This is a genomic window from Pseudomonas sp. AC532, from assembly GCF_979258965.1.
Genome location: NZ_OZ409888.1, coordinates 181,712 through 206,187, shown reverse-complemented (window position 1 = coordinate 206,187; position 24,476 = coordinate 181,712). Strand labels below are relative to the sequence as shown.

Sequence of the window (24,476 nt, the reverse complement as noted above, 5' to 3'; positions counted from 1 at the left end):
CGAAATGCTGCCCGCAACACCGGGGTGTTGCGGGCAAAGCGGCGCGCTTACGCGTCGCGGTCTTCCACTGGCTCGTCGCCTTCGGCTGCCGGCTCTTCGCCAACAGCGGCTTCGCCGGCCTCATCGATTTCAGCGACGACGATAGGATTGCCCTCTTCGTCCAGCGCCTCCTCGATGTCTTCTTCGGAAGGCTCCTGCACCCGCTCCAGGCCCACCAGTTTCTCGTCCTTGGCCAGTTTGATCAGCGTCACGCCCTGGGTGTTACGACCGGAACTGGACACTTCGTCGACACGGGTGCGCACCAGGGTGCCCTGATCGGAAATCAGCATGATCTCCTCGCCGTCCTGCACCTGGATGGCGCCGATCATCGGACCGTTACGTTCCTTGGTGACCATGCCGATCACGCCCTGGCCGCCACGACCGCGACGCGGGAACTTGGAGAGCGCCGTGCGCTTGCCGAAACCGCGCTCGGAAGCGGTGAGGATCTGCGCGCCGGACTCGGGAATCAGCATGGAAATCAGGCGCTGGTCCTTGCCGATGCGCATGCCGCGGATACCACGAGCGCCGCGGCCCATGACACGCACCACGCTCTCGGCGAAGCGGATCACCTTGCCGGCACTGGAGAACAGCATGACTTCCTTGGCGCCGTCGGTGATGGCCGCGGCGATCAGGGTGTCGCCTTCCTTCAGCTTCAGGGCGATCAGGCCGTTGGAGCGCGGGCGGCTGAACTGCACCAGCGGGGTTTTCTTCACGGTACCGGAGGCGGTGGCCATGAAGATGTAGGCGCCAGTCGGCTCGGCCACCAGTTCGGCGGTCTCGCCTTCGACTTCTTCGATTTCGGCGACTTCCGCTACTTCTTCGGCTTCGACAATCTCGCCTTCGAGCACGGCGTCGTCGCTGTCGTCGATGTCCTCGGCACCTGCCTGCTGCTGCAGGGCCTCGAGGTCGATCTGCAGCATGGTGGTGATGTACTCACCCTCCTCCAGCGGCAGCAGGTTGACCAGCGGACGACCGCGCGCGGCGCGCGACGCCTCGGGGATTTCGTAGGTCTTGAGCCAGTACACCTTGCCCTTGCTGGAGAACAGCAGCAGCGTGGCGTGGCTGTTGGCGACCAGCAGATGAGCGATGTAGTCCTCATCCTTGATGCCGGTAGCCGACTTGCCTTTGCCGCCACGGCGCTGGGCCTGGTAGGACGTCAATGGCTGGGTCTTGGCGTAACCACCGTAGGAGATGGTCACCACGCGTTCTTCTTGCGGGATCATGTCCCCAAGGGTCAGGTCCAGGCGCGAATCGAGGATCTCGGTACGGCGCTTGTCACCAAACTCGGCCTTGACCGCCTCGAGCTCCTCGCGAATCACTTCCATCAGGCGCACGGCGCTGGTGAGGATGCGGATCAGCTCACCGATCTGGGTGAGGATTTCCTGGTACTCGGCCAGCAGCTTTTCATGCTCCAGGCCAGTCAGGCGGTGCAGGCGCAGGTCGAGAATCGCCTGGGCCTGTTCCGGCGACAGGTAGTACTTGCCGTCGCGCAGACCGAACTGCGGGTCGAGGTTTTCCGGGCGGCAGGAATCGGCGCCGGCGCGCTCGACCATGGCCTCGACCGCGGTCGATTCCCATGCGGTGGAGATCAGCGCTTCCTTGGCTTCCGACGGCGTCGGCGAGGCCTTGATCAGCGCAATGACCGGGTCGATGTTGGACAGCGCAACCGCCTGGCCTTCAAGGATATGGCCACGCTCACGTGCTTTGCGCAGCTCGAATACGGTACGCCGGGTCACCACTTCACGGCGGTGCAGGATGAACGCCTCAAGCATGTCCTTGAGGTTGAGAATCTTCGGCTGGCCGTCGATCAGCGCGACCACGTTGATGCCGAATACACTCTGCATCTGGGTCTGGGCGTAGAGGTTGTTGAGGATGACCTCCGGCACTTCACCACGACGCAGCTCGATGACCACGCGCATGCCGTCCTTGTCGGACTCGTCGCGCAGCTCGGTAATGCCCTCGAGCTTCTTCTCTTTGACCAGCTCGGCGATCTTCTCGATCAGCCGCGCCTTGTTCAATTGGTACGGCAGCTCGGTAACGACGATCTGCTGGCGACCACCGACCTTGTCGATGTCCTCGACTTCGGCACGGGCACGGATGTAAATCCGCCCACGGCCGGTGCGGTACGCCTCGACGATGCCGGCGCGGCCGTTGATGATGCCCGCGGTCGGGAAGTCCGGGCCGGGGATGTACTGCATCAGGTCGTCGACCGTCAGCTCCGGGTTGTCGATCAGCGCCAGGCAGCCGTCGATCACTTCACTGAGGTTGTGCGGCGGAATGTTGGTCGCCATGCCCACGGCGATACCGCTGGAACCGTTGACCAGCAGGTTGGGGATCTTGGTCGGCATGACCGCCGGGATCTGCTCGGTGCCGTCGTAGTTGGGCACCCAGTCGACGGTTTCCTTGTGCAGGTCGGCCAGCAGCTCATGGGCCAGCTTGGTCATGCGCACTTCGGTGTATCGCATGGCGGCGGCGTTATCGCCGTCCACCGAACCGAAGTTGCCCTGGCCGTCCACCAGCAGGTAGCGCAGCGAGAACGGCTGGGCCATACGCACGATGGTGTCGTAAACGGCGGTATCACCGTGCGGGTGATATTTACCGATCACGTCACCGACCACACGGGCGGACTTCTTGTACGCCTTGTTCCAGTCGTTGCCCAGTTCGCTCATGGCGAACAGCACCCGGCGATGCACGGGCTTGAGGCCATCGCGCGCATCCGGCAAGGCACGCCCGACGATCACGCTCATGGCGTAGTCGAGGTAGGACTGTTTCAGTTCGTCTTCGATGTTGACCGGGAGGATTTCTTTGGCCAGTTCGCCCATGAGTAGCCTGATTCCTTTTTTCTGGTGAAGCTCCGCCCATTCAAGAGGAATCGGGCGAAGCGCGTCGCAATGGCATCAGGCCAGCGACGACTCACGACAAATCAATACGTTATGCCATGTATTCGAGCAGTGACGGCAACCGCTGGCGGCGCCCCTGAAAACTGCCGGAGCTTACCACAAAGCATGCCCTGCACCTATCCCCGGCGGCGCACCGAACGGGAAGTCAGTGCAGCCGCTTGCGTGACATCAATTGCGCCAGTTTGGCGGTGTCCGGGCGTTCGATAACGCCTTTCTCGGTGACCAGAAAGTCCACCAGGTCGGCGGGCGTGACGTCGAATCGCGGCTCGATCTCGTCCACCCCGGCCACCCGCTCACTCTGCCGATAGCCCAGCGGCGCATGGCCGAGCTCGTGGAAACAGGTTTCGCCGCTGTCGGCCTGCAGGTCGATGAGGGTGCTCGGCGCCACCACCATCAGCCGGACGCCATGGTGCATGGCCGCTACCGACAACTGATAGGTGCCGATCACCCCGAGCACATCGCCATTGGCGGCGATCCGTTCGGCGCCGACGATGGCCCAGGTGATACCCCGCGCTTTCATCAGGTGGGCCAGGGCGGCATCGGCACTGATGCCCACGGCGATACCCTCCTCGACCAGTTCCCAGGCGGCCAGCCTGGCGCCCTGCAGCAGGGGGCGGGTTTCGCCGAGGTAGCAGCGTTCGAGCAGGCCTTCGAGCTGCGCCCCGCGAATCACCGCCAGCGCGGTGCCGAAGCCACCATTGTTGAGCGCCCCGGCGCAGCCGATGCTCAGCAGGTTCTGGGCGTTGCCCTGAAAACCGCGAATCAGCTCGACACCCAGCTGCGCCATCGCCAGGCTCGCCTCGCGATCGCGCTGGTGAATGCCATGGGCCTCGTCTTCGAGCAATGCCAGGGGCTCGTCACCGGAGCGGCAGCGCGCCAGGCGTTGATGCATCTGCTGCAGCAACCAGTCGGCGTCACGGGTAGGCAGGCCAGCCGCCACCAGGACCTCGCTGTCGGCCTGCAGGCCGGCCTGCAGGTCGCCGCCCTGGCCCGCCCGCTGGCGGGCACCGAGCACCAGCGCATAGGCGCTGCACAGGGTCTTCGCCGAGGCGCCCTGCACCGCTCCGCGCAGCAGCAACCCGGCCAGCGCCGAGACCGAATGGCAGGCATGCCATACCTGCTCACCGGGCAGGCGTTCCTGGTCGAGCACTTGCAGGGCTCCGTCGCGCCACACAAAGCCCACGACCTGCTCGGCAGCCAGCATTCGCTCGCGCATCACCCACTCCATCCTAGAAAGCCGGCCAGTATACGCCGTGCCAACAGCCAGCCGCACGCGGCTACCGCATGCGGCAACGCCCCACACCTTCAAGACCACGGCATTCCTCTATAGACTCAGCGTTTTCGCTGACGGAACCCACCCATGGCCGACGCCTCGCTGGACCTCTTGCTGCTGCCTACCTGGCTGGTACCGGTCGAGCCGGCCGGTGTCGTGCTGCATGATCACGGCCTGGGCATCAAGGATGGCAAGATCGCCTTGATCGCACCGCGTGACGAAGCCCTGCGCCGTGGTGCGACGGAAATCCGCGAGCTACCCGGTCGCCTGCTGACGCCGGGATTGGTCAACGCCCACGGCCACGCCGCCATGACGCTGTTTCGTGGCCTGGCCGACGATCTGCCACTGATGACCTGGCTGGAAAAGCACATCTGGCCAGCGGAGGCCAAATGGGTCGATGAGCAGTTCGTCCAGGATGGCACCGAACTGGCGATCGCCGAGCAGATAAAAAGCGGCATCAGTTGTTTCGCCGACATGTACTTTTTCCCGGAAATGGCCTGCGAGCGGGTGCACGCCAGCGGCATGCGCGCGCAGATCAGTATTCCGGTGCTGGATTTCGCCATTCCCGGCGCCCGGGATGCCGATGAGGCGTTGCGCAAGGGCGTGACGCTGTTCGACGACATGAAACATCATCCGCGCATCAGCGTCGCCTTCGGCCCCCACGCGCCCTACACCGTCAGCGACGCCAATCTGGAGAAACTGCGCATCCTCGCCGAAGAAGTGGACGGCGGCATTCATATGCATGTGCAGGAAACGGCGTTCGAAGTGCAGCAGAGCCTCGAACATTACGGCGAGCGCCCACTGGCCCGCCTGCACCGCCTCGGTTTGCTCGGCCCACGCTTCCAGGCCGTGCACATGACCCAGATCGATGACGACGACATTGCGCTGCTGGTGTCCACCAACAGCAGCGTGATCCACTGCCCGGAGTCCAACCTCAAGCTGGCCAGTGGATTCTGTCCGGTGGAGAAGCTCTGGCAGGCTGGCGTCAACGTCGCCATCGGCACCGACGGCGCCGCCAGCAACAACGACCTGGATCTGCTCGGAGAAACCCGCACCGCCGCGCTGCTGGCCAAGGCCGTGGCCGGTTCGGCCAGCGCGCTGGACGCCCACCGCGCACTGCGCATGGCCACCCTCAATGGCGCACGGGCGCTAGGCCTGGACGGCGAGATCGGCTCGCTGGAGCTGGGCAAAGCCGCCGACATCACCGCCTTCGACCTGCGCGGCCTGGCCCAGCAGCCGGTCTACGATCCGGTGTCGCAACTGATCTACGCCACCTCGCGAGACTGCGTCGAACACCTCTGGGTCGCCGGCAAGCCGCTGCTCGAAGATCGCCGGCTGACGCGCCTGGACGAACAACGCATCATCGCGAACACCCGGCAATGGGGCGCGAAGATTGCCGGGCGTCCGACTCATTGAGTACAAACTACGGCAAACTGTCACACCTCAACGACCAACCTGGCACGCATCACGCCGGGCAAAGCTGGCACCATGAACGCTTCACGCGTCCTGCCATACGCATTCGCTTTATTCAGGGAATACCATGAGCAACGTCGACCACGCTGAAATCGCCAAATTCGAAGCCCTCGCCCATCGCTGGTGGGACCGCGAGAGCGAATTCAAGCCTTTGCACGAGATCAACCCGCTGCGGGTCAACTGGATCGACGAGCGCGCCGGCCTGGCCGGCAAGAAGGTACTCGACGTCGGCTGTGGCGGCGGCATCCTCAGCGAAGCCATGGCCCTGCGCGGTGCCAGCGTGACCGGCATCGACATGGGCGAAGCACCGCTGGCCGTGGCGCGCCTGCATCAACTGGAGTCCGGCGTGGAAGTGGATTACCGGCAAATTACCGCCGAGGCCATGGCCGACGAGATGCCAGGTCAGTTCGACGTGGTCACCTGCCTGGAGATGCTCGAACACGTACCTGACCCGTCCTCGGTCATCCGCGCCTGCCACAAGCTGGTCAAGCCCGGTGGCCAGGTGTTCTTCTCCACCATCAACCGCAACCCCAAGGCCTACCTGTTCGCGGTGATCGGTGCCGAGTACATCCTGCGCCTGCTGCCACGCGGCACCCATGACTTCAAGAAATTCATCCGCCCATCCGAGCTGGGCGCCTGGAGCCGCGACACCGGTTTGCAGGTCAAGGACATCATCGGCCTGACCTACAACCCGCTGACCAAGCACTACAAGCTGGCCAACGATGTCGACGTCAACTACATGGTGCATACCAGCAAGGCTGAGTGACACCGTGAGGCGAGCGCACCGCCAGTGCGCTCGCTGATCACCCTGCTGGTCTGGCCAGCGGCGGCTGCTCCGCCAACGCCTTGACCCACTCCACGCATGCCTGAATCGCCAGAGCCACGTCGCCCACCTCGACGGCCTCGGCCGGGTGATGACTGACCCCTCCCGCACAACGGACGAACAGCATGCCGACCGGCCAGCGTTCGGCCATGGCGATCGCATCATGACCTGCGCCACTGGGCAGCGACAGGCTGCGCCCCTGCACTCGAGTCAATACCCGCGCCAGGGAAGCCTGCATGGCGTCGTCGCAACGGGTCGCCGGTATGCCGTAGTACTGGCTGGAATGGAACTGTAACCCGCGCTGCCGGGCAATCGCCTCACCCTGCTTCAACAGGTCGTCGAGCAAATCTGCCAGCGCCTGATCCTGCGGGCCTCGTACATCCAGGGTCAGGGCCACCTCACCGGGAATCACGTTGACCGCACCCGGTAGGCACTGCAGGCTGCCCACCGTGGCCACCAACTGCGGATCGCGCTGCACAGTCTGCGCCTCGATGTAGACCATCCACTGCGCCGCAGCGGCCAAGGCATCCTGGCGGTGGCTCATCGGCACGGTACCGGCATGCCCGGCCATGCCGACGAAGCGGCAATTCAGACGGCGCGCACCGTTGATGGCCGTTACCACGCCCAGCGCCAACTCTTCACGCTCCAGGCATGGGCCCTGTTCGATATGCAGCTCCAGGTAGGCGGCGAAATCACCTGCTTGGCGGGCTGCGCTGGGGATGTTTGCTGCATCCAGGCCAAAAGCAGCCATCGCCTGGGCAACGCTGACGCCGCCAGCGTCGGCCTGATCGATCCAGCCCTGCGGCCAACTACCGGTCAGGCCGCGGCTACCCAGCAAGGTTATACCGAAGCGCGTGCCTTCCTCGTCACCGAAACCGACGATCTCGATGGCCAGGGGCAGACGTATGCCGCGGTCGTGAAAGTACTGCACGGTTTCGATGGCAGCGACCACGCCGAGCATGCCGTCGTAACGGCCGGCATTGCGCACGGTGTCCAAGTGCGAGCCGAGCAACAGCGCCTGGGCGCCAGCACTCTGCCCTTCGTAACGCCCACAGATGTTGCCGACTGCATCCTGCCAGACGCGCATGCCGGCGGCGCGCATCCACTCGCCCACCAGCGCGTTGGCACACAGATGCTCGGCCGACAGGTAAACACGGGTCAGGCCCTCGGCAGACTCGCTGATTGCCGCCAACTCGTCGCAGCGCGCCATCACCCGAGCGCCGGCACTGGCGGCGGAGCGCGTTTCCATGGCGCCCATCAGTTGCGCTCGCCGTAGTGATCCCAGGCCGCCTGCATTGCAGCGCCCTGAGTGGTGCGCAGGCCGAGGCGATTGAGCACCGCTTCGAGGGCGCAGAGGGTCTGCATCACGCAGTCCTTGCGGGCGTTGTAGCCCATGGTGCCGATGCGCCAGACCTTGCCGGCCAGCGGCCCGAACGAGGTACCGATCTCGATGCCGAAATCCTCGAGCAGCAGCCTGCGCACCTGGTCGCCGTTGACCGCTTCGGGAATCACCACACCGAGCACATTGTTCATTTTGTGATCAAGATTGCCAAAGGTCTCCAGGCCCATGCCCTGGATGCCCTTGAGCAGCGCATCGCCATGCAGCTTGTGGCGAGCGATACCGGCATCCAGCCCCTCTTGCTCGATCACCCGCGCGCACTCGCGGGCAGCGAACAGCGCGGAGGTGGCTTCGGTGTGGTGGTTGAGGCGCTCGGGCCCCCAGTAATCGAGGATCATGCCGAGGTCGAAATAGTTGGAGTAGATCATCTCGTCGTCGCCGTCCCGATGGGCAGCGGTGCGGATACCGGCCTCCACGCAGGCGCGACGACGAATCACCCCCACCATGCGCTCGCTGAGCGTGACAGGTGCAGTGCCGGAGGGCCCGCCCAGGCACTTCTGCAGGCCGGCAGAAACCGCGTCCAGGCCCCAGGCGTCGGCTTCCAGCGGGTTGCCGCCCAGTGAGGCAGTGGCATCGGTGTAGAACAGCACGTCGTGGCGGCGGCAGATCTCGCCCAGTTCGGCCAGCGGCTGCAGCATGGTGGTCGAGGTATCGCCCTGCACGGTCAGCAGCAGGCGCGGCTTCACGCGCCTGATCGCATCCTCGATCTGCTGCGCGCCAAACACCTCGCCCCAGGGCACCTCGATGGTATGAACCTCGGCACGGCAGCGTCGGGCAATTTCACACAGCAAATGGCCGAAGCGGCCGAACACCGGCACCAGCACCCGGTCGCCGGGGCGGATCGCCGAGACCAGAATGGCCTCGATACCCGCGCGCGACGTGCCGTCGACCAGCAGAGTGGCATCGTTGGCGGTGCGGAACACGCCCCGGTAAAGCGCCATCACTTCGTTCATGTAGCGGGTCATGGCCGGGTCGTACTGGCCGATCAGCTGGCTGGACATGGCGCGCAGCACGCGCGGGTCGGCATTGATCGGCCCCGGCCCCATCAGCAAGCGCTGGGGCGGGTTCACGGGCAGGAAAGTCGTGCTCATCGGGGGATTCTCGTTCTTGAATACGCTCAGTTCAGTCCGCGCACGGACGAGATGAACTGCTTGAGTTCGGCGGTCTGCGGGCTGGCGAACAGTTCACGGCTGGCGCCCTGCTCCCACACGCGCCCCTGGTGCATGAATACCACGCGGTCGCCGACCTCCTGGGCGAAGTTCATCTCGTGGGTCACCAGAATCAGGGTCATGCCCTCTTTCGCCAATTGTTCGAGGACCTTGAGCACTTCGCCGACCAGTTCGGGGTCGAGGGCCGAAGTGATCTCGTCGCACAGCAGCACCTTGGGCGACATGGCCAGGGCGCGGGCGATGGCGACCCGCTGCTGTTGCCCACCGGAAAGGCTCGCCGGGTAATAGTCCATGCGATCGCCGAGGCCGACCTTGTCGAGCATCTGCGCGGCCAGTTCGCGGCACTGCGCATCGCTTTTCTTCAACACCCGGCGTGGTGCCAGCATGACGTTCTCGCGGGCGGTCATGTGCGGGAACAGGTTGAAGCTCTGGAACACCATGCCGACCGAACGGCTGATCTCGCGCGCTTGCGAGTCGCGGTCGGTCACGGTCATGCCGCCGAGCTTGATGCTGCCATCCTGGTAGCCCTCGAGCCCGTTGATGCAGCGCAGCAAGGTGCTTTTCCCCGAGCCGCTGCGGCCAATGATCGACACCACCTCGCCCACCTCGATGTCGAGATCGATGCCCTTGAGCACGTGATTGTCGCCGTAGTACTTCTGTACCTGATCAATGGTGATGAGCGGCATTGAATTTCTTCTCCAGATACTGGCTGTAACGCGACAGCGGATAACACATCAGGAAGTAGCCCAGCGCCACCAGGCCGAACACCTTGAACGGCTCGTAGGTGACGTTGTTGAGGATGGTGCCGGCCTTGGTCAGCTCGACGAAACCGATGATCGACGCCAGCGCGGTGCCCTTGACCACCTGCACGGCGAAACCCACGGTCGGCGCGATGCCGATGCGCAGCGCCTGGGGCAACACCACGCGAAACAGCGTCTGGCCGAAATCCAGGCCCAGGCACCGGCAGGCTTCCCACTGGCCCTTGGGCAGCGCACGGATGCTGCCGTGCCAGATGTCGACCAGAAACGCGCTGGTATAGAACGTCAGTGCCAGCGAGGCGGCCGTCCACGGCGATACATCGATACCCAGCAACGCCACACCGAAGAACGCCAGAAACAGCTGCATCAGCAGCGGCGTGCCCTGGAACAGCTCGGTGTAGCCGCGAATCAGCCAGTGCGGCCAGACGCGCCTGGACAGCCGCGCCATGACCATCGGGATGGCCACCAGCGTACCGCCGATGAATGCAGTGAGGGACAGCAGAACGGTCCAGCGCGCCGCCAGCAGCAGGTTGCGCAGGATGTCCCAGTCGGTGAAGGTGGTCATCATGGCTGCTCTCCAAACCATTTGCGGCCAGCCGCCAGGAGCAGCTGGCGCATGGCGATGGACAGCGCCAGGTACAGTAACGTGGTCATCAGATAGACCTCGAAGCTCAGGAAGGTCCGCGACTGGATCAGGTTGGCGGCAAAGGTCAGTTCCTCGTGCGACACCTGGGAAACCACAGAAGAGCCAAGCATGACGATGATGCACTGACTGACCAGCGCCGGGTAAATGCGTTTGAGCGACGGCGGCAGGATCACCCGGAGGAAGGTTTGCGTACGGCTCAACCCCAGCACCCGCCCTGCCTCCCACTGGCCACGAGGAGTGACCTGAATGCCGGCCCGAATGATCTCGGTGCTGTAGGCACCCAGGTTGATCAGCATGGCCAGCAGCGCCGCTTCGCCCGCGGTGAGCTTCAGCCCCAGGCTGGGCAGGCCGAAGACGATGAAGAACAGCTGCACCACGAACGGCGTGTTGCGGATCAGCTCGACGTACGCACCCCACAGGCGACTGAAAACGCTTGGCCGGCCACTGCGCAGTGCGGCGCCGAGAATACCCAGGGCCACGCCGCCCACGGTGGCCATTACCGTCAGCTGGATGGTCACCCAGAGGCCGGCAAGCAGCTCCGGCCAATAGGGCCACAGTGCGGAAAAATTCAGCTGCGCCATCATCACGAGGCCCTATGCGCCCAGGTTGGCGGGCAGCGGCGCCTTCAGCCACTGTTCGGACAAACCGTTGAGCGTGCCGTCGGCCTTGGCCTGCTCGATCAGCGCGTCTACCTTGGCCTTCAACGCGGCCTCGCCTTTGCGCAGGCCGATGTAGCACGGCGAGTCTTTGAGCATGAACTTGGCGACCGGCGCCCGATCGGCGTTCTGCCGCTCGATGGCCGCCACCACAAGATTGCCGGTAGCGACGAACTCCACCTGCCCGGACAGGTAGGCCGACAGTGTGGTGTTGTTGTCCTCGTAGCGTTTCACCTGCGCGCCGCTTGGCGCCACTTCGGTCAGGACCATGTCTTCGACGGCACCGCGAGTGACCCCGATCGATTTACCGACCAGCTCATCGGCCGCGTTCAGGTTGTTGTCCTTGCCGCCGAATACGCCGAGGAAAAACGGCGCGTAGGCCGTGCTGAAATCAATGACCTGCTCACGCTCGGCGTTCTTGCCAAGGCTGGAGATAACCAGGTCGACCTTGTCGGTCTGCAGGTACGGCACGCGGTTCGCGCTGGTCACGGGCACCAGCTGCAACTTAAGTTTCATTTCCTTGGCCAGGTACCGGGCCATGTCGATGTCGTACCCTTGAGGTTGCAGATCGGTGCCTACCGAACCGAAGGGCGGAAAATCCTGCGGCACGGCGATGCGAATCACGCCGCGCTTTTCGATGTCCTGCAACTGATCGGCTTGTGCCGCGCCGGCCTGGGTCAGCATTAGCCCGGCAGTCAGTATTGCCAGCAAGCCCTTCTTCATACTCGACACCTCGTTAACGTTGACAATGAAACAAAAGATTCGTTAACGACGATTTTGCAACCAACGTGCCATCCCCATGTAAAACGCCAGGTGTGCCGTCACTGATGACGATTACACGGCTCAATCCAGGAAATATGGGCATTGCAGCGAAAGGTCCGTAGAGTTTTGCCATTCGCCCAGCACCGCCGGGCCGCTGAGCGTCATAAAAAAGAGCGCCATAAAGGCGCTCTTTGAGCTGATCACGCACCAAGGATGTGCGCTATCGCTGTTCCAACTCGTCCAGTTGGCTATAAAGCGCGGCGATCTGGTGAATACGTTGACGCCCCTCGCTCAGTTGCTCGTGCAGAACGGCATTTACCAGCAGGTTGATCAGGCTGTTGGTACTCGCATAGCTGTCGAATGCCGACACGCTGTCCAGCGGGGCACATAGCCGCCAACGGGCCAGCTCGATGATCGCCTGGGCCTGCGGCTCGCAGATGACCAGCGTTGGAATCCGCTGCAACTGCAATGCCTGCAGAACCGGGCGAATGATGCGCGGGCGGCGACGGAACGCGAACACCACCACCAGGTCCTCGGCGCTCAGATCAACCAGTTCCTCCGCCACTGTCTGCCCTGGCTGCGGCAACAGTTGCACCCCACTGCGAATCTGCAGCAATTGCTGGCGCAGATGCAGGGCCGCCGGAAATGCATTGCGCATGCCGATGATCAGCACTCGCCTGCTAGTGCCAAGCACCTTCACCACCTCGGTGAACTGCTGAGCGTCGATGGCATTCACCCACTGGCTGAGATTGGCCATCTCCTGCTTGTAATGGCGCGCCAGCAGGGTATTGCCCTGCACCACATCACGGTTGTCGGCCACCGGCATGCCGCTTTGGCGCAGATTTCGCAGTTCCTCGCGCATGTCCTTGTACGTTTCGTAGCCCAGGCGCTTGAACAGCCGGCTCACGGTGGCCTTGGACACACCCGTAAGGCGCGCCAGCTCGGCACTGTTGTAGCTGACCAGGTCGTCATAATGGTCGAGCACGAAGTCGGCGACTCGCTGCTCTTGCGGAGCAAGCTGCGAATAATGACTGCGCAGACGTTCATCCAGCTGATTCATGGGCGCGCCTTGTAACTTTCGTTTCATTGAACCGATGATATAGCAGCTACCCGTTCGCTTGAAGTCGCATCCGGTATTGGACTCGATGCAGACCGCCCCCCGTCAACCGCGTCAGCAGGCGCCACCGTTGTTCCCGAGAGGAGTCCACCATGACACAGATCACCCCCGACTGGGCTGCTTACGTCGCGCAGATGGAACAGGTTCTGGCCCTCGAGCTGGACGAAACCCGTCGTGCCGAATTGCTCACCCAGTTTAGCCGCATCGCTGCCATGGCCGCGCCGCTGATGGAGCGCACGCTCGACGACCGGCTGGAAGTCGCGGGGGTGTACAAGGCATGAATCCCGCCCTTCTATCCATCGCCGAGGTTCGGCGCTCGCTCGTTTCGGGCGAACTCAGTGCACGGGAAATCGCCGAGCACAGCCTGGCGCATATCGAACGACACAACCCGGCCATCAATGCCTGGACCGAAGTCACTCGGGCGCGCATGCAGCACGAGGCGGACGAAGTGGATCGCCAGCGTCGCCTGGGCATCGGCCTGCCCACCCTGGCGGCAGTGCCCTATGCGGTGAAGAATCTGTTCGACGTGACCGGCCACTCGACCCTGGCAGGCGCCCGGCTGTTTGCCGACCGCCCCGCCCCAGGCCGTGATGCCTGGGCGGTGCGCCAGCTGACCGCGAAAGGCGCGCTGCTCTCGGGCATGCTCAACATGGACGCCTACGCTTACGGTTTCACCACGGAAAACACCCACTTCGGCGCCACGCGCAATCCACATGATCGGTCACGTATCGCTGGGGGTTCCTCGGGTGGCTCGGCCGCCGCCGTCGCGGCGGGCCTGGTGAACTTCACCTTGGGCACCGACACCAACGGCTCGATTCGCGTGCCGTCCTCGCTGTGCGGCGTGTTCGGCCTCAAGCCAACCTTCGGCCGCCTGTCACGCAGCGGGACGCACCCCTTCGTGGGCAGCCTCGATCATATCGGCCCATTGGCGCGCCGGGTCGCCGACCTTGCCGAGGTCTACGACGCACTGCAGGGCCACGATCCCGACGACGGCTTCCAGGCGCAGCAGGCGAGCGAGCCGGTTGCTGGTCTGCTGCAGCGTGACCTCGATGGGCTGCGCGCCGGCGTGCTCGGCGGCTACTTCCAGCAGTGGTGCGACGACAGCGCGCGCAGCGCGGTTGCCGAGGTCGCCAGGGCCTTGGGCGCCAGCGAGGAAATCATCCTCGCGGATGCCGAGCTTGCGCGCACCTCGGCATTCATCATCAGCGCCTCGGAAGGTGGCAACAGCTACCTGCCTGCCCTGCGCCGTTCGCCGCAAGCCTTCGAGCCCTTGTCGCGAGAACGGCTGCTGGCAGGCGCGATGATTCCAGCCGCCTGGTACGTGCAGGCGCAGCGCTTGCGTCGACACTTTCAACAACAGGTGTTGCCTTTGTTTGCGGGGGTGGATGTGCTGATCGCACCGGCGACGCCCACCACCGCCACCTTGATCGGCCAGGAAACCATGCGCATCAACGGCGCCAATCTACCGACCCGCGCCAGCATGGGCATGCTGGCGCAGCCCATTTCCTTCCTCGGCCTGCCCGTGGTCACCGTGCCGCTACGAACCGCCAACGGACTGCCAATCGGCGTGCAGCTGATCGCCGCACCGTTCAACGAGCAAGCCTGCCTGCGCGCCGCCGCTGCGCTCGAGCGCCTGGGTATCGCCCATGCTGCGCCGGCCAACCTGGAGTAACCCGATGAGCCCTGAACAGATAGACCACCCCGACGTGCTGGCCGAAGTCACCCAGGCATTTCAGCGCTACGAACAGGCGCTGGTGAGCAACGACATCGAGGTACTCGACGAATTGTTCTGGCACGACGAGCGCACCGTGCGCCTGGGCGCTGGGGAAAACCTCTACGGTATCGACGAGATTCGTCGGTTTCGCGCAGCCCGGCCCGCAGCAGGGCTGCAGCGCACATTGAGAAATTCCGTCATCACCACCTACGGTGCCAGCTTCGCGGTATGCAGCACCGAGTTCACACGAGCCGGCAGCGACAGGATCGGTCGCCAGCAACAGAGCTGGGTGAAACTGGAAGGCCGCTGGCGTATCGTCGCCGCCCAGGTCAGCCTGATGAGCTGAGCACGCGCGCCGCCATGGCTGCACACTGCGACAAACTGACATACAGTGAGTGACGTACCACAGCCCAATCCGGCGCCGGAAACTGGCAACATGGGGCGCCAGCCTCGCTACGCCATGCCGGCGGCCTGGGGCTCAACGTCAACGATACGGTTCGGATTCCCAAGGAGGCCTGATGCGCTTGCGCGCGGTTCTTTTCGACATGGACGGCACACTGCTCGACAGCGCGCCGGATTTCATCGCCATCTGCCAGGCCATGCGGGCCGACCGCGGCCTGCCGCCAGTCGATGACAAACTGATCCGCGACCACGTCTCGGGCGGGGCTCGGGCGATGATCGTCAACTCTTTCGACATCGACCCGATGAACGAAGGCTTCGAAGCCTTGCGCCTGGAGTTTCTGGAGCGTTATCAGGATCACTGTGCGGTGCTTACCCGCCCCTTCGACGGCATGCAAACGCTGCTCGACGACATCGAGCGCGCCAAGCTGATATGGGGCGTGGTCACCAACAAGCCACTGCGCTTCGCAGAGCCGATCATGCAGCGCCTGGGCCTGGCCGAGCGCTCGTCCATCCTCATCTGCCCGGACCACGTGACGCGCAGCAAGCCAGACCCGGAGCCGATGATTCTGGCCTGCACCACGCTCAAGCTGGATCCGGCCAGCGTGCTGTTCGTCGGCGACGACCTGCGCGACATCGAGTCCGGCCGCGCAGCCGGCACCAGGACCGCCGCGGTCACCTATGGCTACATCCACCCCGACGACAATCCACGGCACTGGGGCGCGGACGTGGTGGTCGACCATCCGCTGGAACTGCGCACCGTGCTCGATCAGGCGCTGTGCAGTTGCTGAGACGCTCGCCCATCCAATGACAGCAGTCAGCGACGGCCCCAGTGCCGTCGCTCGGAATCACCCCGCCAGCCCGTCGGCACACTTCGATTCGCCCTCTACATACCCGCTACCTGAAGGACCCAGCCATGTTCGACTACACCGCCCGACCCGACCTGCTCAAGGATCGCGTGATTCTGGTCACTGGCGCAGGACGCGGAATCGGTGCCGCCGCGGCACGTACCTACGCCGCCCACGGCGCCACCGTGCTGCTGCTCGGCAAGAACGAAGACAACCTGGCACGCACCTATGACGCCATCGAGGCGGCCGGTCACCCGCAGGCGGCAGTGATTCCCTTCGACCTGGAAAGCGCGCTGCCGCACCAGTACGACGAACTGGCGGCAATGCTGGAAAAGGAATTCGGCAGGCTCGACGGCCTGTTGCACAACGCCTCGATCATCGGCCCGCGCACGCCGCTGGAACAGTTGTCAGGCGAACACTTCATGCGCGTCATGCAGATCAACGTCAACGCCACCTTCATGCTGACGAGTACCCTGCTGCCACTGCTCAAACTCTCCGGCGACGCCTCGGTGGTATTCACCTCAAGCAGTGTCGGCCGCAAGGGTCGCGCCTATTGGGGCGCGTATGCGGTCTCCAAGTTCGCCACAGAGGGGCTGATGCAGGTGATGGCCGATGAAATCGACGGCGTTACGGCTATCCGCGCCAACAGCATCAATCCCGGCGCCACCCGCACCGACATGCGGGCTCAGGCTTATCCCGGCGAAAACCCGGACAACAATCCCCTGCCCGACGCCATCATGCCGGTCTACCTGTATCTGATGGGCCCGGACAGCCACGGCGTAAATGGCCAGGCATTTGACGCGCAATAACCTTCTGGCGAGTTCCCGTCGCCTTTGATTTTGCAATCGTGCGCAGGGCGACAGGAAATTGTCAGCCCTGCGCAAGCCCCGGCAAATCCTTGCCGGGGTTCTGACGGCGGATTGCCATTAATGGCCTTGCGCCGCCCTCCGTTCGTCTTAACCCCTTGAACCTAAAGGCCTCCAGGCAGCCGAAAAAATATGGCACGAAATTCGCTGTATGGCTTTCAAGCCGCAACAAAGCGCCAGAGGTTCATCAAAATGGTTCCACCTAGCCAGAAAAACACGATCGATTTCGACGCTGCCAAGCTGCAGCGCCTCGGCTTCTCGAATCGTAAGGATCAGGCCCGCCCGGTCAGTCTTGCCCAGTTGCGCCAGCGCCTCGGCCTGCAGTTGCAGACCAGCCTGGACGCGGAACGCATTCTCGGCATGTTCTTCCGTGAGCTGCAGCACCTGGTTCCGGTGGATGCCATGGGTTACCAGCACACGAGCAGCGACTTGCGGCTGGAGATGGGCCAGCAGGCCAACCACTCGGCCACCTACCGCCTCAGTCACGAGAGCGAATACCTGGGCGAGTTGACCTTTCGCCGCCGCCAGCGTTTCGCCGATCAGGAACTGGCGCAGCTCGAATCCCTGCTTGGCAGCCTGCTGTTCCCGCTGCGCAACGCCCTGCTGTATCGCGTCGCGATCCAGAGCGCGCTGCGTGACCCGCTGACCAACACCGGCAACCGTGTCGCCATGGATCAGGTGCTGGGCCGCGAAGTGGAACTGGCCCGCCGCAATGGGCAACCGCTTTCGCTGCTGATGCTCGATATCGACTATTTCAAGCGCATCAACGACGAGCATGGCCACAGCGCCGGTGACGAAGCGCTGAAGGCCGTGGCCACTACCCTGAAGAATCAGTTGCGCAACATCGACATGGTATTCCGCTATGGCGGCGAGGAATTCCTCGTGCTGCTCTCCGGCACACCCCGCGAAGGTGCTGCCCTGGTGGGCGAACGTCTGCGTCAATCGGTGATGGATCTGCAGTGTCTGGCGCAGGGCAAGCCCATCGAACTGTCGATCAGCCTCGGCTGCGCCACCCTGGAAGCCGGTGAGCCGATCGAAAGCCTGCTCGGGCGTGCGGACAAGGCGCTTTACAGCGCCAAGGGCAGCGGTCGCAACTGCATGGCCATGGCGGGCTGAAACCGCCGGCGCAACAAAACCGATCGACAAAAAAAGGCCCCGCTCACGAGAACGGGGCCTTTGTTCATGATCGCTGGCAGCCTTGCCGCTGCCCGGGATCAGTTACTGCGGCTTGCGGCTGCCTCGCCCGAAACCGGGACGCTGGCCATCGCCGGCCGGGCGGCCGCGACGGTTGTCGGCGCCCGCCGGTTTGCGCGGGGCACGCTCGCCGGACTCGGCACGCTCAACGCGCGGTTTGCCAGGCTTCTTGCCCACGTCACGCGGGCGCTCGGCCACCGGCGTGCCGCGCGACGGCTCGCTACGGCCTTCACCGCGCGGCGCCCGTGGCGCACGCGCCGGACGCTCACCCTGCTCCTCGCGGGCACCACGGCCACTGCTGGAAGCTGGCGCGGCGCCGCCGGCCGCAGGGCGCAACGCGCGGCCAGGACGTTCACCACGGCCCAGCGGCTTGGCCGCCTTGCGCTGCAGGCGGTCCAGCTTGTCGCGGGCCTTCTCCTTCATTTCCGGCAGTGCGACCGGCTTGAGACCGACTTCCTCGCTGAGGATGTCGACTTCACGCTGGCCCATTTCGCGCCAGCGGCCCATCGGCAGGTCGGAGGTCATGAACACCGGGCCGAAACGCACGCGCTTCAGGCGACTGACCACCAGGCCTTGGGATTCCCACAGGCGCCGCACTTCGCGGTTACGACCTTCCATCACCACGCAGTGGTACCAATGGTTGAAGCCTTCACCGCCAGGCGCTTCCTTGATGTCGGTGAACTTCGCCGGGCCGTCTTCGAGCATCACGCCAGCCTTGAGACGTTCGATCATCTCTTCGTCGACTTCGCCGCGCACGCGCACGGCGTACTCGCGGTCCATCTGGTAGGACGGGTGCATCAGGCGGTTGGCCAGCTCACCGTCAGTGGTGAACATCAGCAAGCCGGTAGTGTTGATGTCGAGGCGGCCGATGTTGATCCAGCGACCCTCTTTCGGACGCGGCAGGCGATCGAACACGGTTGGGCGCTTTTCAGGGTCGTCGCGGGTGCAGATCTCGCCGTCGGGCTTGTTGTAAATCAGTACGCGGCGCACGCTTTCCGCCGCTTCTTCGCGGCGCAGCACGCGGCCATCGATGGCAATGGCGTCATGCAGGTCGACGCGCTGGCCGAGGGTGGCGTCTTTGCCGTTGACCTTGACGCGGCCGGCGCTGATCCAGGATTCGATTTCGCGGCGTGATGCCAGGCCCAGGCGAGCCAGGACCTTCTGCAGTTTCTCGCCAGCGGGGCTGTATTCTTCGGTTTCACTCATCTGGGCACCTCCCGGTGTTCTCTGGTGATGGGACGACCATGTCGTCGAAGGGGCGCGCATCATACGCGGATAAGGCACTCGACGCACCTGGCGCAAGAGCATAGCCGACCAGATGAACGCGTCCAGCGCCTGGTGGCCAACTCAGCGTTTGCGACGCGCTTTGTCACCGAGAACCAGCAGGCGCATGTCGGCTTCAGCCAGGACCAGGCGCTGTTCGCTCTTGTCGAGCTTCTTCCAGGCCTTTATCTCGGCCTTGCTGCGCCCGCAGCCCAGGCAGATGTCGTTGTCGAACTTGCAGACACTGATGCAGGGATCTTTCATGGGCTCTCTTCACGGCTGTCACGCTCAGTTGCAGAGACATCGCCCAGCTCGTCGCGGTTCGGCCCTTCGTCACCCTGTGCCAAGTCATCGAAATCGGTTTTCAGGCCCTGCTCCATGGCGTCGAGCTCGGCCAGCAGCGAGCCGAAGCTGGTCTGGGAAGCGGACTCGGAACGGCTATCCGCCTGTGCCTCGTCGCCCATGGCGAGATCGGCGCGAGCCTGCAGACTCTGCGGCACGTCCGGATCGTCGTCCTGGGCGAGGATCGGCTCGGGCTCCAGCTCGCGCAACGCGGCCAATGGAGGCAGCTCATCGAGATTCTTCAGGTTGAAGTGATCGAGAAAACCCTTGGTGGTGGCGAACATCGCCGGGCGACCAGGTACGTCGCGATAACCGACCACGCGAATCCACTCGCGCTCCTGCAGGGTTTTGACGATCTGGCTGTTGACCGCCACGCCGCGAATCTCTTCGATCTCGCCGCGAGTTATCGGCTGGCGGTAGGCGATCAGCGCCAGGGTTTCCAGCAGGGCGCGCGAATAACGTTGCGGGCGCTCCTCCCAAAGCCGGCCGACCCAGGTGGAAAGGTTCTCGCGAACCTGCAGGCGGTAGCCGGAGGCCACCTCCTTGAGTTCGAACGCGCGCCCCTTGCAACTGCCGCCGAGAATGGCCAGCGCCTTGCGAAACACGTCGGGCTCCGGCCGTTCGGCCTCCTCGAACAACTCCATGATCCGCTCGAACGACAGCGGCTTGCCAGACGCGAGCAAAAGGCCCTCGAGCAAGGTTGCAAGTTGCTTGGGATCGGACAGATTCATCGTCAGGAGATACCGCGAGTGAGCTACAAAAAAAACGCGAGTCTAGCAGCTCATTCGAACTCGCTCTCGTCCTCTTCGACGCCCGCCACGCGCAGGCGCACATGCACGGCGGCAAAGGCGTCGTTCTGCACCAGCTCGACCAGCGACTCCTTGACCAGCTCGAGAATCGCCATGAAGGTCACCACCACGCCGAGGCGACCTTCCTCGGCCGTGAACAGTTCGACGAAGGGCACGAACTCGCCGCCCTTGAGCCGCTCCAGCACGTCACTCATGCGCTCGCGGGTCGACAGCGTCTCGCGGCTTACCTGGTGGCTTTCGAACATGTCGGCGCGGCGCAATACCTCGGCCATGGATACCAGCAGCTCCTGCAAACTCACCTCCGGCAGCAGCTTGCGCGCGCGCGCTTCAGGCGCTTCGACACGTGGCACGGTGAGGTCGCGGCCGACCCTGGAAAGGCCGTCGATGCCTTCCGCCGCCGCTTTGTAGCGCTCGTATTCGAGCAGCCGGCGGATCAGCTCGGCCCGCGGATCGTCTTCCTCCGCCTCGGCTTCGGCCGAGCGCGGCAGGAGCATGCGCGACTTGATCTCGGCGAGCATGGCGGCCATCACCAGGTACTCGGCGGCCAGCTCCAGGCGCACGCTGTGCATCAGCTCGACATAGCCCATGTACTGGCGGGTGATCTCCGCCACGGGGATGTCCAGCACGTCGATGTTCTGTTTGCGAATCAGGTAGAGCAGCAGATCCAGCGGGCCTTCGAAGGCTTCGAGAAAGACCTCCAGGGCATCCGGGGGGATGTACAGGTCCACCGGCAGTTCGGTCAACGCCCGGCCATACACCACGGCAAACGGCAGTTCCTGCTGAGCGCCGGCCTGGCTGTCGACGGGGGCGGCCGTGTCGGTCGTCAATTCAGCGCTGCTCGGCAAACGGCGACGGATCGCCACAACCGACGCGGATCACCTCGGGCTCGTCGTCGAGCAAGCTGATCACCGTGGACGCTTCCAACCCGCCGAAACCACCATCGATGATCAAATCCACCTGATGCTCGAGAATCTGGCGCATCTCGTAGGGATCGCTCATTGGCAAATCCTCACCCGGCAGGATCAGGCTGACGCTCATCATCGTCTCGCCAAGCTCTTCGAGCAGCGCCGAAGCGATCGGATGATTGGGCACGCGCAAACCGATGGTGCGCCGCTTGGGGTGCAGCAGCATACGCGGCACTTCCCGGGTGGCGTTGAGGATGAAGGTGTAGGGGCCAGGGGTGTGATTCTTCAGCAGGCGAAAGGCCGCGGTATCCACCTTGGCGAAGGTGCTGAGCTGCGAGAGGTCGCGGCACACCAGGGTGAAATTGTGCTTGTCGTCGAGCTGGCGCAAGCGGCGGATACGCTCCAGCGCGCTCTTTGCGCCCATCACGCAACCGACCGCGTAGGAGGAGTCGGTGGGATAGACCACCACCCCGCCCTTGCGGATGATTTCGACCGCCTGCTTGATCAGGCGGGCCTGGGGACTCTCCGGGTGTATCTGGAAAAACTGGCTCATGGTCAGGGGCTCTCAAACGGCATCGGCAGACGGGGCGCAGGCGAACCGCGTCCAGATGGGTGACAGATCATCGGGCAACGGCCGGTACAAACCGAGTTCCGACCAGTCGCCAGGCGCATGAAAGTCGCTGCCAACACTGGCCAGCAGGCCGAATTCGCGCGCCAGGATCGCCAGGCCACCCACCTGCTCGGCAGGCTGCATGCCATTGACCACCTCCAGCGCGTGCCCGCCGGCTGCCGCAAAGGCGGTCACCAGCTTGCGGCGCTTGCTGCGAGTGAAATCGTACTGCCAGGGATGCGCCAGGCTGATCCATGCGTTGGACTGACGCAGGGTCGCGAGCGTTTCATCTAACGTCGGCCAGTGCTGCTTGACGTCGCCCAGCTTGCCGGAGCCCAGCCATTTGCGGAACGCATCGGCGCGATCCTTGACGTAACCACCGCGCACCAGGAATTCGGCGAAATGCGGCCGCGCCGGCGCGTTGCCGCTCTCGCCCTGGGCCAGCTGGAGGGCGCGCGCCCCTTCCAGCGCGCCATCCATGCCCTTGAGCGCCAGGCGCCGGGAAATCTCCTCGGCGCGCAGCCAGCGCCCCTGGTGCAGGTCGGCAATCGCCTGGGTCAAGGCTGGTGCGTCACGGTCGAAGGCGTAGCCGAGCACGTGGATGGTCGCCCCGCCCCAGGTGCAGGACAACTCGATACCGTTGACCAGCCGCACGCCCAGGGCCTGCGCAGCGGCTCCAGCTTCATCGAGCCCTTCAAGGGTGTCGTGATCGGTCAGCGCCAGCAGCTGCACGCCGCGGCCATGGGCACGTGCGACCACCTCGGCAGGCGGCAGGGCGCCGTCCGAGGCGGTGCTGTGACAGTGAAGATCAACCTGCATAAGGGGCGCTTTCCCGACGATTCATGTTTGTTATTATGCCCCGGCTGGCGGATTCTTGCTGGCACGCGCTGCGTTCTCTCCCTCTGTTCGCGAACCCAAGGATCGACATGCTCTACGCCATCATCGCCACCGACGTGGAAAACTCCCTGGACCGTCGCCTCTCCGTGCGCCCCGCCCATCTGGCGCGCCTGGAGAAACTGAAAACCGAAGGCCGTCTTGTTCTCGCTGGCCCGAACCCTGCCATCGACAGCAACGACCCGGGCGCTGCGGGTTTCAGCGGCAGCCTGATCGTCGCCGAGTTCGAGTCGCTGGACGCCGCCAAGACCTGGGCCAATGCCGACCCGTACCGCGACGCCGGCGTATACGCCGAGGTGATGGTCAAGCCGTTCAAACACGTGCTGCCATGACCGGGAATCGTCACCGCCAACCATGAGCGACCTGCTGCTGATCGATGACGATGTCGAGCTCTGTGACCTGCTGGCCAGTTGGCTGACCCAGGAGGGCTTCCGTGTGACGGCCTGCCATGACGGCCGCAGCGCCCGTCAGGCCCTCTCGCAAGCGGCCCCCGATGCCGTAGTGCTGGACGTGATGCTGCCGGACGGCAGCGGCCTGGAGGTGCTCAAGCAACTGCGCAGCGAACACCCCGAGCTGCCGGTGCTGATGCTCTCGGCCCGTGGCGAGCCGCTGGACCGGATTCTCGGCCTGGAGCTGGGCGCCGACGATTACCTGGCCAAACCCTGCGACCCCCGCGAGCTGACCGCCCGCCTGCGCGCGGTGCTGCGCCGCAGCCTGCCGCCGGCCGCCACCAGCCAGCTGGAGCTGGGCGACCTGCGCTTCAGCCCGGCACGCGGCGTGGCAGCACTTGGCGCAGATGGCCAGGAGATCGTCCTGACCCTTTCCGAAAGCCGCGTGCTGGAGGCGCTGCTCAAGCAGCCCGGCGAGCCGGTGGACAAGCAGGCGCTGGCGCAACTTGCCCTGGGCCGCAAACTGACCCTTTACGACCGCAGCCTGGACATGCACGTCAGTAACCTGCGCAAGAAAATCGGCCCGCACCCCGATGGCCGGCCACGGATCATCGCTCTGCGCGGCCGCGGCTATTACTACGCAAGCTGAGCGCCTGCCTGCGACCGGCCTGGGCACTCGCCAATCGCCGTCGCTCTTTACCCTGCCTTTACCTTGGCTGACTGCGCCTTACCTTGGAACCCCTAATCTGGGCACATCCGGCAACTGGCCGGTTTCGAGACAAGGAGATACACCATGCGCAAGACCATGACCGCCCTGCTCCTCGCCATGACGCTGCCGACGCTGGCAATGGCAGCCCCCGGCGGTGACCACCGTCCAGGCAGTGATCACGGCCCGCGCTTCTTTCAGCAACTGGACCTGAGCAAGGACCAACAACGCCAGGTGCACAAGCTGATGGGCGAGCAACGCAAGAACGATCGCGAACTTACCCAACGCTATCTGGACAAACTGCCGGCAGCCGACAAGCAGGCACTGGAAACCGAGCGCAAGGCATCGCGTGAGAAGCAACAGACTGCCATCCGCGCCCTGCTGACACCCGAGCAGCAGAAGGCCTTCGATGAGCAGGCTGCCAAAATGAAAGAACGCAAAGCCGACCGCCAGGCCTTCGAAGCCTGGAAGCTCGAACACAAGAAAGCCGGCTGACCGCCGTACGCGACGCCTGCAACCTGG

At 64.3% G+C, this 24,476-nt stretch carries 26 protein-coding genes; 11 read left to right on the top strand and 15 right to left on the bottom strand.

Features of this window, described 5'->3' with window-relative positions:
• Positions 1-47: 47 nt before the first annotated feature.
• Positions 48-2,861 carry a DNA gyrase subunit A gene (gene gyrA, locus ACZ0AV_RS00970; RefSeq protein WP_499149305.1) on the bottom strand — a complete coding sequence of 938 codons (2,814 nt, stop codon included), beginning with the start codon at positions 2,859-2,861 and terminating at the stop codon, positions 48-50.
• Positions 2,862-3,084: 223 nt separating this feature from the next.
• Positions 3,085-4,155 carry a s-methyl-5-thioribose-1-phosphate isomerase gene (locus ACZ0AV_RS00965; protein ID WP_499149304.1) on the bottom strand — a complete coding sequence of 357 codons (1,071 nt, stop codon included), beginning with the start codon at positions 4,153-4,155 and terminating at the stop codon, positions 3,085-3,087.
• A gap of 144 nt (positions 4,156-4,299) precedes the next feature.
• Here ACZ0AV_RS00965 and ACZ0AV_RS00960 point away from each other — a divergent pair, with 144 nt between their 5' ends.
• Together ACZ0AV_RS00960 and ubiG are read left to right on the top strand one after the other, a co-directional pair.
• Complete coding sequence (locus ACZ0AV_RS00960; protein WP_499149303.1) at positions 4,300-5,628, top strand: TRZ/ATZ family hydrolase; 1,329 nt, start codon at positions 4,300-4,302, stop codon at positions 5,626-5,628.
• Positions 5,629-5,752: 124 nt separating this feature from the next.
• Positions 5,753-6,451, top strand: coding sequence for a bifunctional 2-polyprenyl-6-hydroxyphenol methylase/3-demethylubiquinol 3-O-methyltransferase UbiG (ubiG, locus tag ACZ0AV_RS00955; protein ID WP_499149302.1), 699 nt, complete (start codon positions 5,753-5,755; stop codon positions 6,449-6,451).
• A gap of 37 nt (positions 6,452-6,488) precedes the next feature.
• On the opposite strand, the gene hpxK is transcribed toward ubiG, so the two are convergent.
• The 7 genes from hpxK to ACZ0AV_RS00920 all read right to left on the bottom strand — a co-directional run bounded on the left by hpxK (position 6,489) and on the right by ACZ0AV_RS00920 (position 12,958).
• On the bottom strand, positions 6,489-7,757 hold the full coding sequence (gene hpxK / locus ACZ0AV_RS00950; RefSeq protein ID WP_499149301.1) for an allantoate amidohydrolase: 1,269 nt from the start codon (positions 7,755-7,757) through the stop codon (positions 6,489-6,491).
• Between the two features lie 8 nt (positions 7,758-7,765).
• A complete protein-coding gene (locus tag ACZ0AV_RS00945) occupies positions 7,766-8,998 on the bottom strand; it encodes a pyridoxal-phosphate-dependent aminotransferase family protein (RefSeq protein WP_499149300.1) in 1,233 nt (410 codons plus the stop codon).
• 26 nt (positions 8,999-9,024) lie between these two features.
• The gene (locus ACZ0AV_RS00940; RefSeq protein WP_499149299.1) at positions 9,025-9,762 is read right to left on the bottom strand and encodes an amino acid ABC transporter ATP-binding protein; all 738 of its coding nucleotides are present in this window, start codon (positions 9,760-9,762) and stop codon (positions 9,025-9,027) included.
• Positions 9,743-10,399: an amino acid ABC transporter permease gene (locus ACZ0AV_RS00935; protein WP_499153258.1), complete on the bottom strand. Its 657-nt coding sequence runs from the start codon at positions 10,397-10,399 to the stop codon at positions 9,743-9,745. Before ACZ0AV_RS00935 ends, ACZ0AV_RS00940 begins: the two co-directional genes overlap by 20 nt.
• Entirely contained in the window at positions 10,399-11,064 is a 666-nt protein-coding gene (locus tag ACZ0AV_RS00930; protein WP_499149298.1) for an amino acid ABC transporter permease, read from the bottom strand. The genes ACZ0AV_RS00935 and ACZ0AV_RS00930 overlap by 1 nt, the downstream gene beginning before the upstream one ends.
• 9 nt (positions 11,065-11,073) lie before the next feature.
• Entirely contained in the window at positions 11,074-11,868 is a 795-nt protein-coding gene (locus ACZ0AV_RS00925; RefSeq protein WP_499149297.1) for a transporter substrate-binding domain-containing protein, read from the bottom strand.
• Positions 11,869-12,118: 250 nt separating this feature from the next.
• Positions 12,119-12,958: a MurR/RpiR family transcriptional regulator gene (locus tag ACZ0AV_RS00920; protein ID WP_499149296.1), complete on the bottom strand. Its 840-nt coding sequence runs from the start codon at positions 12,956-12,958 to the stop codon at positions 12,119-12,121.
• Between the two features lie 149 nt (positions 12,959-13,107).
• On the opposite strand from ACZ0AV_RS00920, the gene hpxX reads away from it, so the two are divergent.
• The 6 genes from hpxX (at position 13,108) to ACZ0AV_RS00890 (ending at position 17,958) form a co-directional block, all read left to right on the top strand.
• Positions 13,108-13,296: an oxalurate catabolism protein HpxX gene (hpxX, locus tag ACZ0AV_RS00915; RefSeq protein ID WP_499149295.1), complete on the top strand. Its 189-nt coding sequence runs from the start codon at positions 13,108-13,110 to the stop codon at positions 13,294-13,296.
• Positions 13,293-14,687, top strand: a complete 1,395-nt coding sequence (locus ACZ0AV_RS00910; protein ID WP_499149294.1) for an AtzE family amidohydrolase — start codon at positions 13,293-13,295, stop codon at positions 14,685-14,687. The genes hpxX and ACZ0AV_RS00910 overlap by 4 nt, the downstream gene beginning before the upstream one ends.
• A gap of 4 nt (positions 14,688-14,691) precedes the next feature.
• Entirely contained in the window at positions 14,692-15,075 is a 384-nt protein-coding gene (gene hpxZ / locus ACZ0AV_RS00905; RefSeq protein ID WP_499149293.1) for an oxalurate catabolism protein HpxZ, read from the top strand.
• 172 nt (positions 15,076-15,247) lie between these two features.
• A complete protein-coding gene (gene mupP / locus ACZ0AV_RS00900) occupies positions 15,248-15,919 on the top strand; it encodes an N-acetylmuramic acid 6-phosphate phosphatase MupP (RefSeq protein ID WP_499149292.1) in 672 nt (223 codons plus the stop codon).
• A 125-nt stretch (positions 15,920-16,044) separates the two neighbouring features.
• Positions 16,045-16,785, top strand: coding sequence for a YciK family oxidoreductase (locus ACZ0AV_RS00895; RefSeq protein WP_499149291.1), 741 nt, complete (start codon positions 16,045-16,047; stop codon positions 16,783-16,785).
• Between the two features lie 249 nt (positions 16,786-17,034).
• Positions 17,035-17,958 carry a GGDEF domain-containing protein gene (locus ACZ0AV_RS00890; RefSeq protein ID WP_499149290.1) on the top strand — a complete coding sequence of 308 codons (924 nt, stop codon included), beginning with the start codon at positions 17,035-17,037 and terminating at the stop codon, positions 17,956-17,958.
• A 102-nt stretch (positions 17,959-18,060) separates the two neighbouring features.
• On the opposite strand, the gene rluB is transcribed toward ACZ0AV_RS00890, so the two are convergent.
• The 6 genes from rluB to ACZ0AV_RS00860 form a co-directional block, all read right to left on the bottom strand.
• Complete coding sequence (gene rluB / locus ACZ0AV_RS00885; RefSeq protein WP_499149289.1) at positions 18,061-19,242, bottom strand: 23S rRNA pseudouridine(2605) synthase RluB; 1,182 nt, start codon at positions 19,240-19,242, stop codon at positions 18,061-18,063.
• 141 nt (positions 19,243-19,383) lie between these two features.
• Positions 19,384-19,563, bottom strand: a complete 180-nt coding sequence (locus tag ACZ0AV_RS00880; RefSeq protein ID WP_499149288.1) for a DUF1289 domain-containing protein — start codon at positions 19,561-19,563, stop codon at positions 19,384-19,386.
• Positions 19,560-20,372 carry an SMC-Scp complex subunit ScpB gene (gene scpB, locus ACZ0AV_RS00875; RefSeq protein WP_499149287.1) on the bottom strand — a complete coding sequence of 271 codons (813 nt, stop codon included), beginning with the start codon at positions 20,370-20,372 and terminating at the stop codon, positions 19,560-19,562. Before scpB ends, ACZ0AV_RS00880 begins: the two co-directional genes overlap by 4 nt.
• 50 nt (positions 20,373-20,422) lie before the next feature.
• Positions 20,423-21,277, bottom strand: coding sequence for a segregation and condensation protein A (locus ACZ0AV_RS00870; RefSeq protein WP_499149286.1), 855 nt, complete (start codon positions 21,275-21,277; stop codon positions 20,423-20,425).
• 1 nt (position 21,278) lies between these two features.
• A complete protein-coding gene (locus ACZ0AV_RS00865) occupies positions 21,279-21,908 on the bottom strand; it encodes an L-threonylcarbamoyladenylate synthase (protein ID WP_499149285.1) in 630 nt (209 codons plus the stop codon).
• A gap of 12 nt (positions 21,909-21,920) precedes the next feature.
• The gene (locus ACZ0AV_RS00860; RefSeq protein WP_499149284.1) at positions 21,921-22,784 is read right to left on the bottom strand and encodes a PHP domain-containing protein; all 864 of its coding nucleotides are present in this window, start codon (positions 22,782-22,784) and stop codon (positions 21,921-21,923) included.
• 107 nt (positions 22,785-22,891) lie between these two features.
• Between ACZ0AV_RS00860 and ACZ0AV_RS00855 the strand changes: the two genes are divergently transcribed.
• The 3 genes from ACZ0AV_RS00855 to ACZ0AV_RS00845 all read left to right on the top strand — a co-directional run bounded on the left by ACZ0AV_RS00855 (position 22,892) and on the right by ACZ0AV_RS00845 (position 24,449).
• Positions 22,892-23,191, top strand: a complete 300-nt coding sequence (locus ACZ0AV_RS00855) for a YciI family protein (protein ID WP_499149283.1) — start codon at positions 22,892-22,894, stop codon at positions 23,189-23,191.
• A 22-nt stretch (positions 23,192-23,213) separates the two neighbouring features.
• The gene (locus ACZ0AV_RS00850; protein ID WP_499149282.1) at positions 23,214-23,897 is read left to right on the top strand and encodes a response regulator transcription factor; all 684 of its coding nucleotides are present in this window, start codon (positions 23,214-23,216) and stop codon (positions 23,895-23,897) included.
• Positions 23,898-24,041: 144 nt separating this feature from the next.
• On the top strand, positions 24,042-24,449 hold the full coding sequence (locus ACZ0AV_RS00845; protein ID WP_499149281.1) for a Spy/CpxP family protein refolding chaperone: 408 nt from the start codon (positions 24,042-24,044) through the stop codon (positions 24,447-24,449).
• Positions 24,450-24,476: the final 27 nt, after the last annotated feature.

Coding starts and splice junctions, on each gene's coding strand:
- gyrA (WP_499149305.1), bottom strand. CDS start 2,861: ATGGGCGAACTGGCCAAAGAAATCCTCCCGGTCAACATCGAAGACGAA.
- ACZ0AV_RS00965 (WP_499149304.1), bottom strand. CDS start 4,155: ATGCGCGAGCGAATGCTGGCTGCCGAGCAGGTCGTGGGCTTTGTGTGG.
- ACZ0AV_RS00960 (WP_499149303.1), top strand. CDS start 4,300: ATGGCCGACGCCTCGCTGGACCTCTTGCTGCTGCCTACCTGGCTGGTA.
- ubiG (WP_499149302.1), top strand. CDS start 5,753: ATGAGCAACGTCGACCACGCTGAAATCGCCAAATTCGAAGCCCTCGCC.
- hpxK (WP_499149301.1), bottom strand. CDS start 7,757: ATGGAAACGCGCTCCGCCGCCAGTGCCGGCGCTCGGGTGATGGCGCGC.
- ACZ0AV_RS00945 (WP_499149300.1), bottom strand. CDS start 8,998: ATGAGCACGACTTTCCTGCCCGTGAACCCGCCCCAGCGCTTGCTGATG.
- ACZ0AV_RS00940 (WP_499149299.1), bottom strand. CDS start 9,762: ATGCCGCTCATCACCATTGATCAGGTACAGAAGTACTACGGCGACAAT.
- ACZ0AV_RS00935 (WP_499153258.1), bottom strand. CDS start 10,399: ATGACCACCTTCACCGACTGGGACATCCTGCGCAACCTGCTGCTGGCG.
- ACZ0AV_RS00930 (WP_499149298.1), bottom strand. CDS start 11,064: ATGATGGCGCAGCTGAATTTTTCCGCACTGTGGCCCTATTGGCCGGAG.
- ACZ0AV_RS00920 (WP_499149296.1), bottom strand. CDS start 12,958: ATGAATCAGCTGGATGAACGTCTGCGCAGTCATTATTCGCAGCTTGCT.
- hpxX (WP_499149295.1), top strand. CDS start 13,108: ATGACACAGATCACCCCCGACTGGGCTGCTTACGTCGCGCAGATGGAA.
- ACZ0AV_RS00910 (WP_499149294.1), top strand. CDS start 13,293: ATGAATCCCGCCCTTCTATCCATCGCCGAGGTTCGGCGCTCGCTCGTT.
- hpxZ (WP_499149293.1), top strand. CDS start 14,692: ATGAGCCCTGAACAGATAGACCACCCCGACGTGCTGGCCGAAGTCACC.
- mupP (WP_499149292.1), top strand. CDS start 15,248: ATGCGCTTGCGCGCGGTTCTTTTCGACATGGACGGCACACTGCTCGAC.
- ACZ0AV_RS00895 (WP_499149291.1), top strand. CDS start 16,045: ATGTTCGACTACACCGCCCGACCCGACCTGCTCAAGGATCGCGTGATT.
- ACZ0AV_RS00890 (WP_499149290.1), top strand. CDS start 17,035: ATGGTTCCACCTAGCCAGAAAAACACGATCGATTTCGACGCTGCCAAG.
- rluB (WP_499149289.1), bottom strand. CDS start 19,242: ATGAGTGAAACCGAAGAATACAGCCCCGCTGGCGAGAAACTGCAGAAG.
- ACZ0AV_RS00880 (WP_499149288.1), bottom strand. CDS start 19,563: ATGAAAGATCCCTGCATCAGTGTCTGCAAGTTCGACAACGACATCTGC.
- scpB (WP_499149287.1), bottom strand. CDS start 20,372: ATGAATCTGTCCGATCCCAAGCAACTTGCAACCTTGCTCGAGGGCCTT.
- ACZ0AV_RS00865 (WP_499149285.1), bottom strand. CDS start 21,908: ATGAGCCAGTTTTTCCAGATACACCCGGAGAGTCCCCAGGCCCGCCTG.
- ACZ0AV_RS00860 (WP_499149284.1), bottom strand. CDS start 22,784: ATGCAGGTTGATCTTCACTGTCACAGCACCGCCTCGGACGGCGCCCTG.
- ACZ0AV_RS00855 (WP_499149283.1), top strand. CDS start 22,892: ATGCTCTACGCCATCATCGCCACCGACGTGGAAAACTCCCTGGACCGT.
- ACZ0AV_RS00850 (WP_499149282.1), top strand. CDS start 23,214: ATGAGCGACCTGCTGCTGATCGATGACGATGTCGAGCTCTGTGACCTG.
- ACZ0AV_RS00845 (WP_499149281.1), top strand. CDS start 24,042: ATGCGCAAGACCATGACCGCCCTGCTCCTCGCCATGACGCTGCCGACG.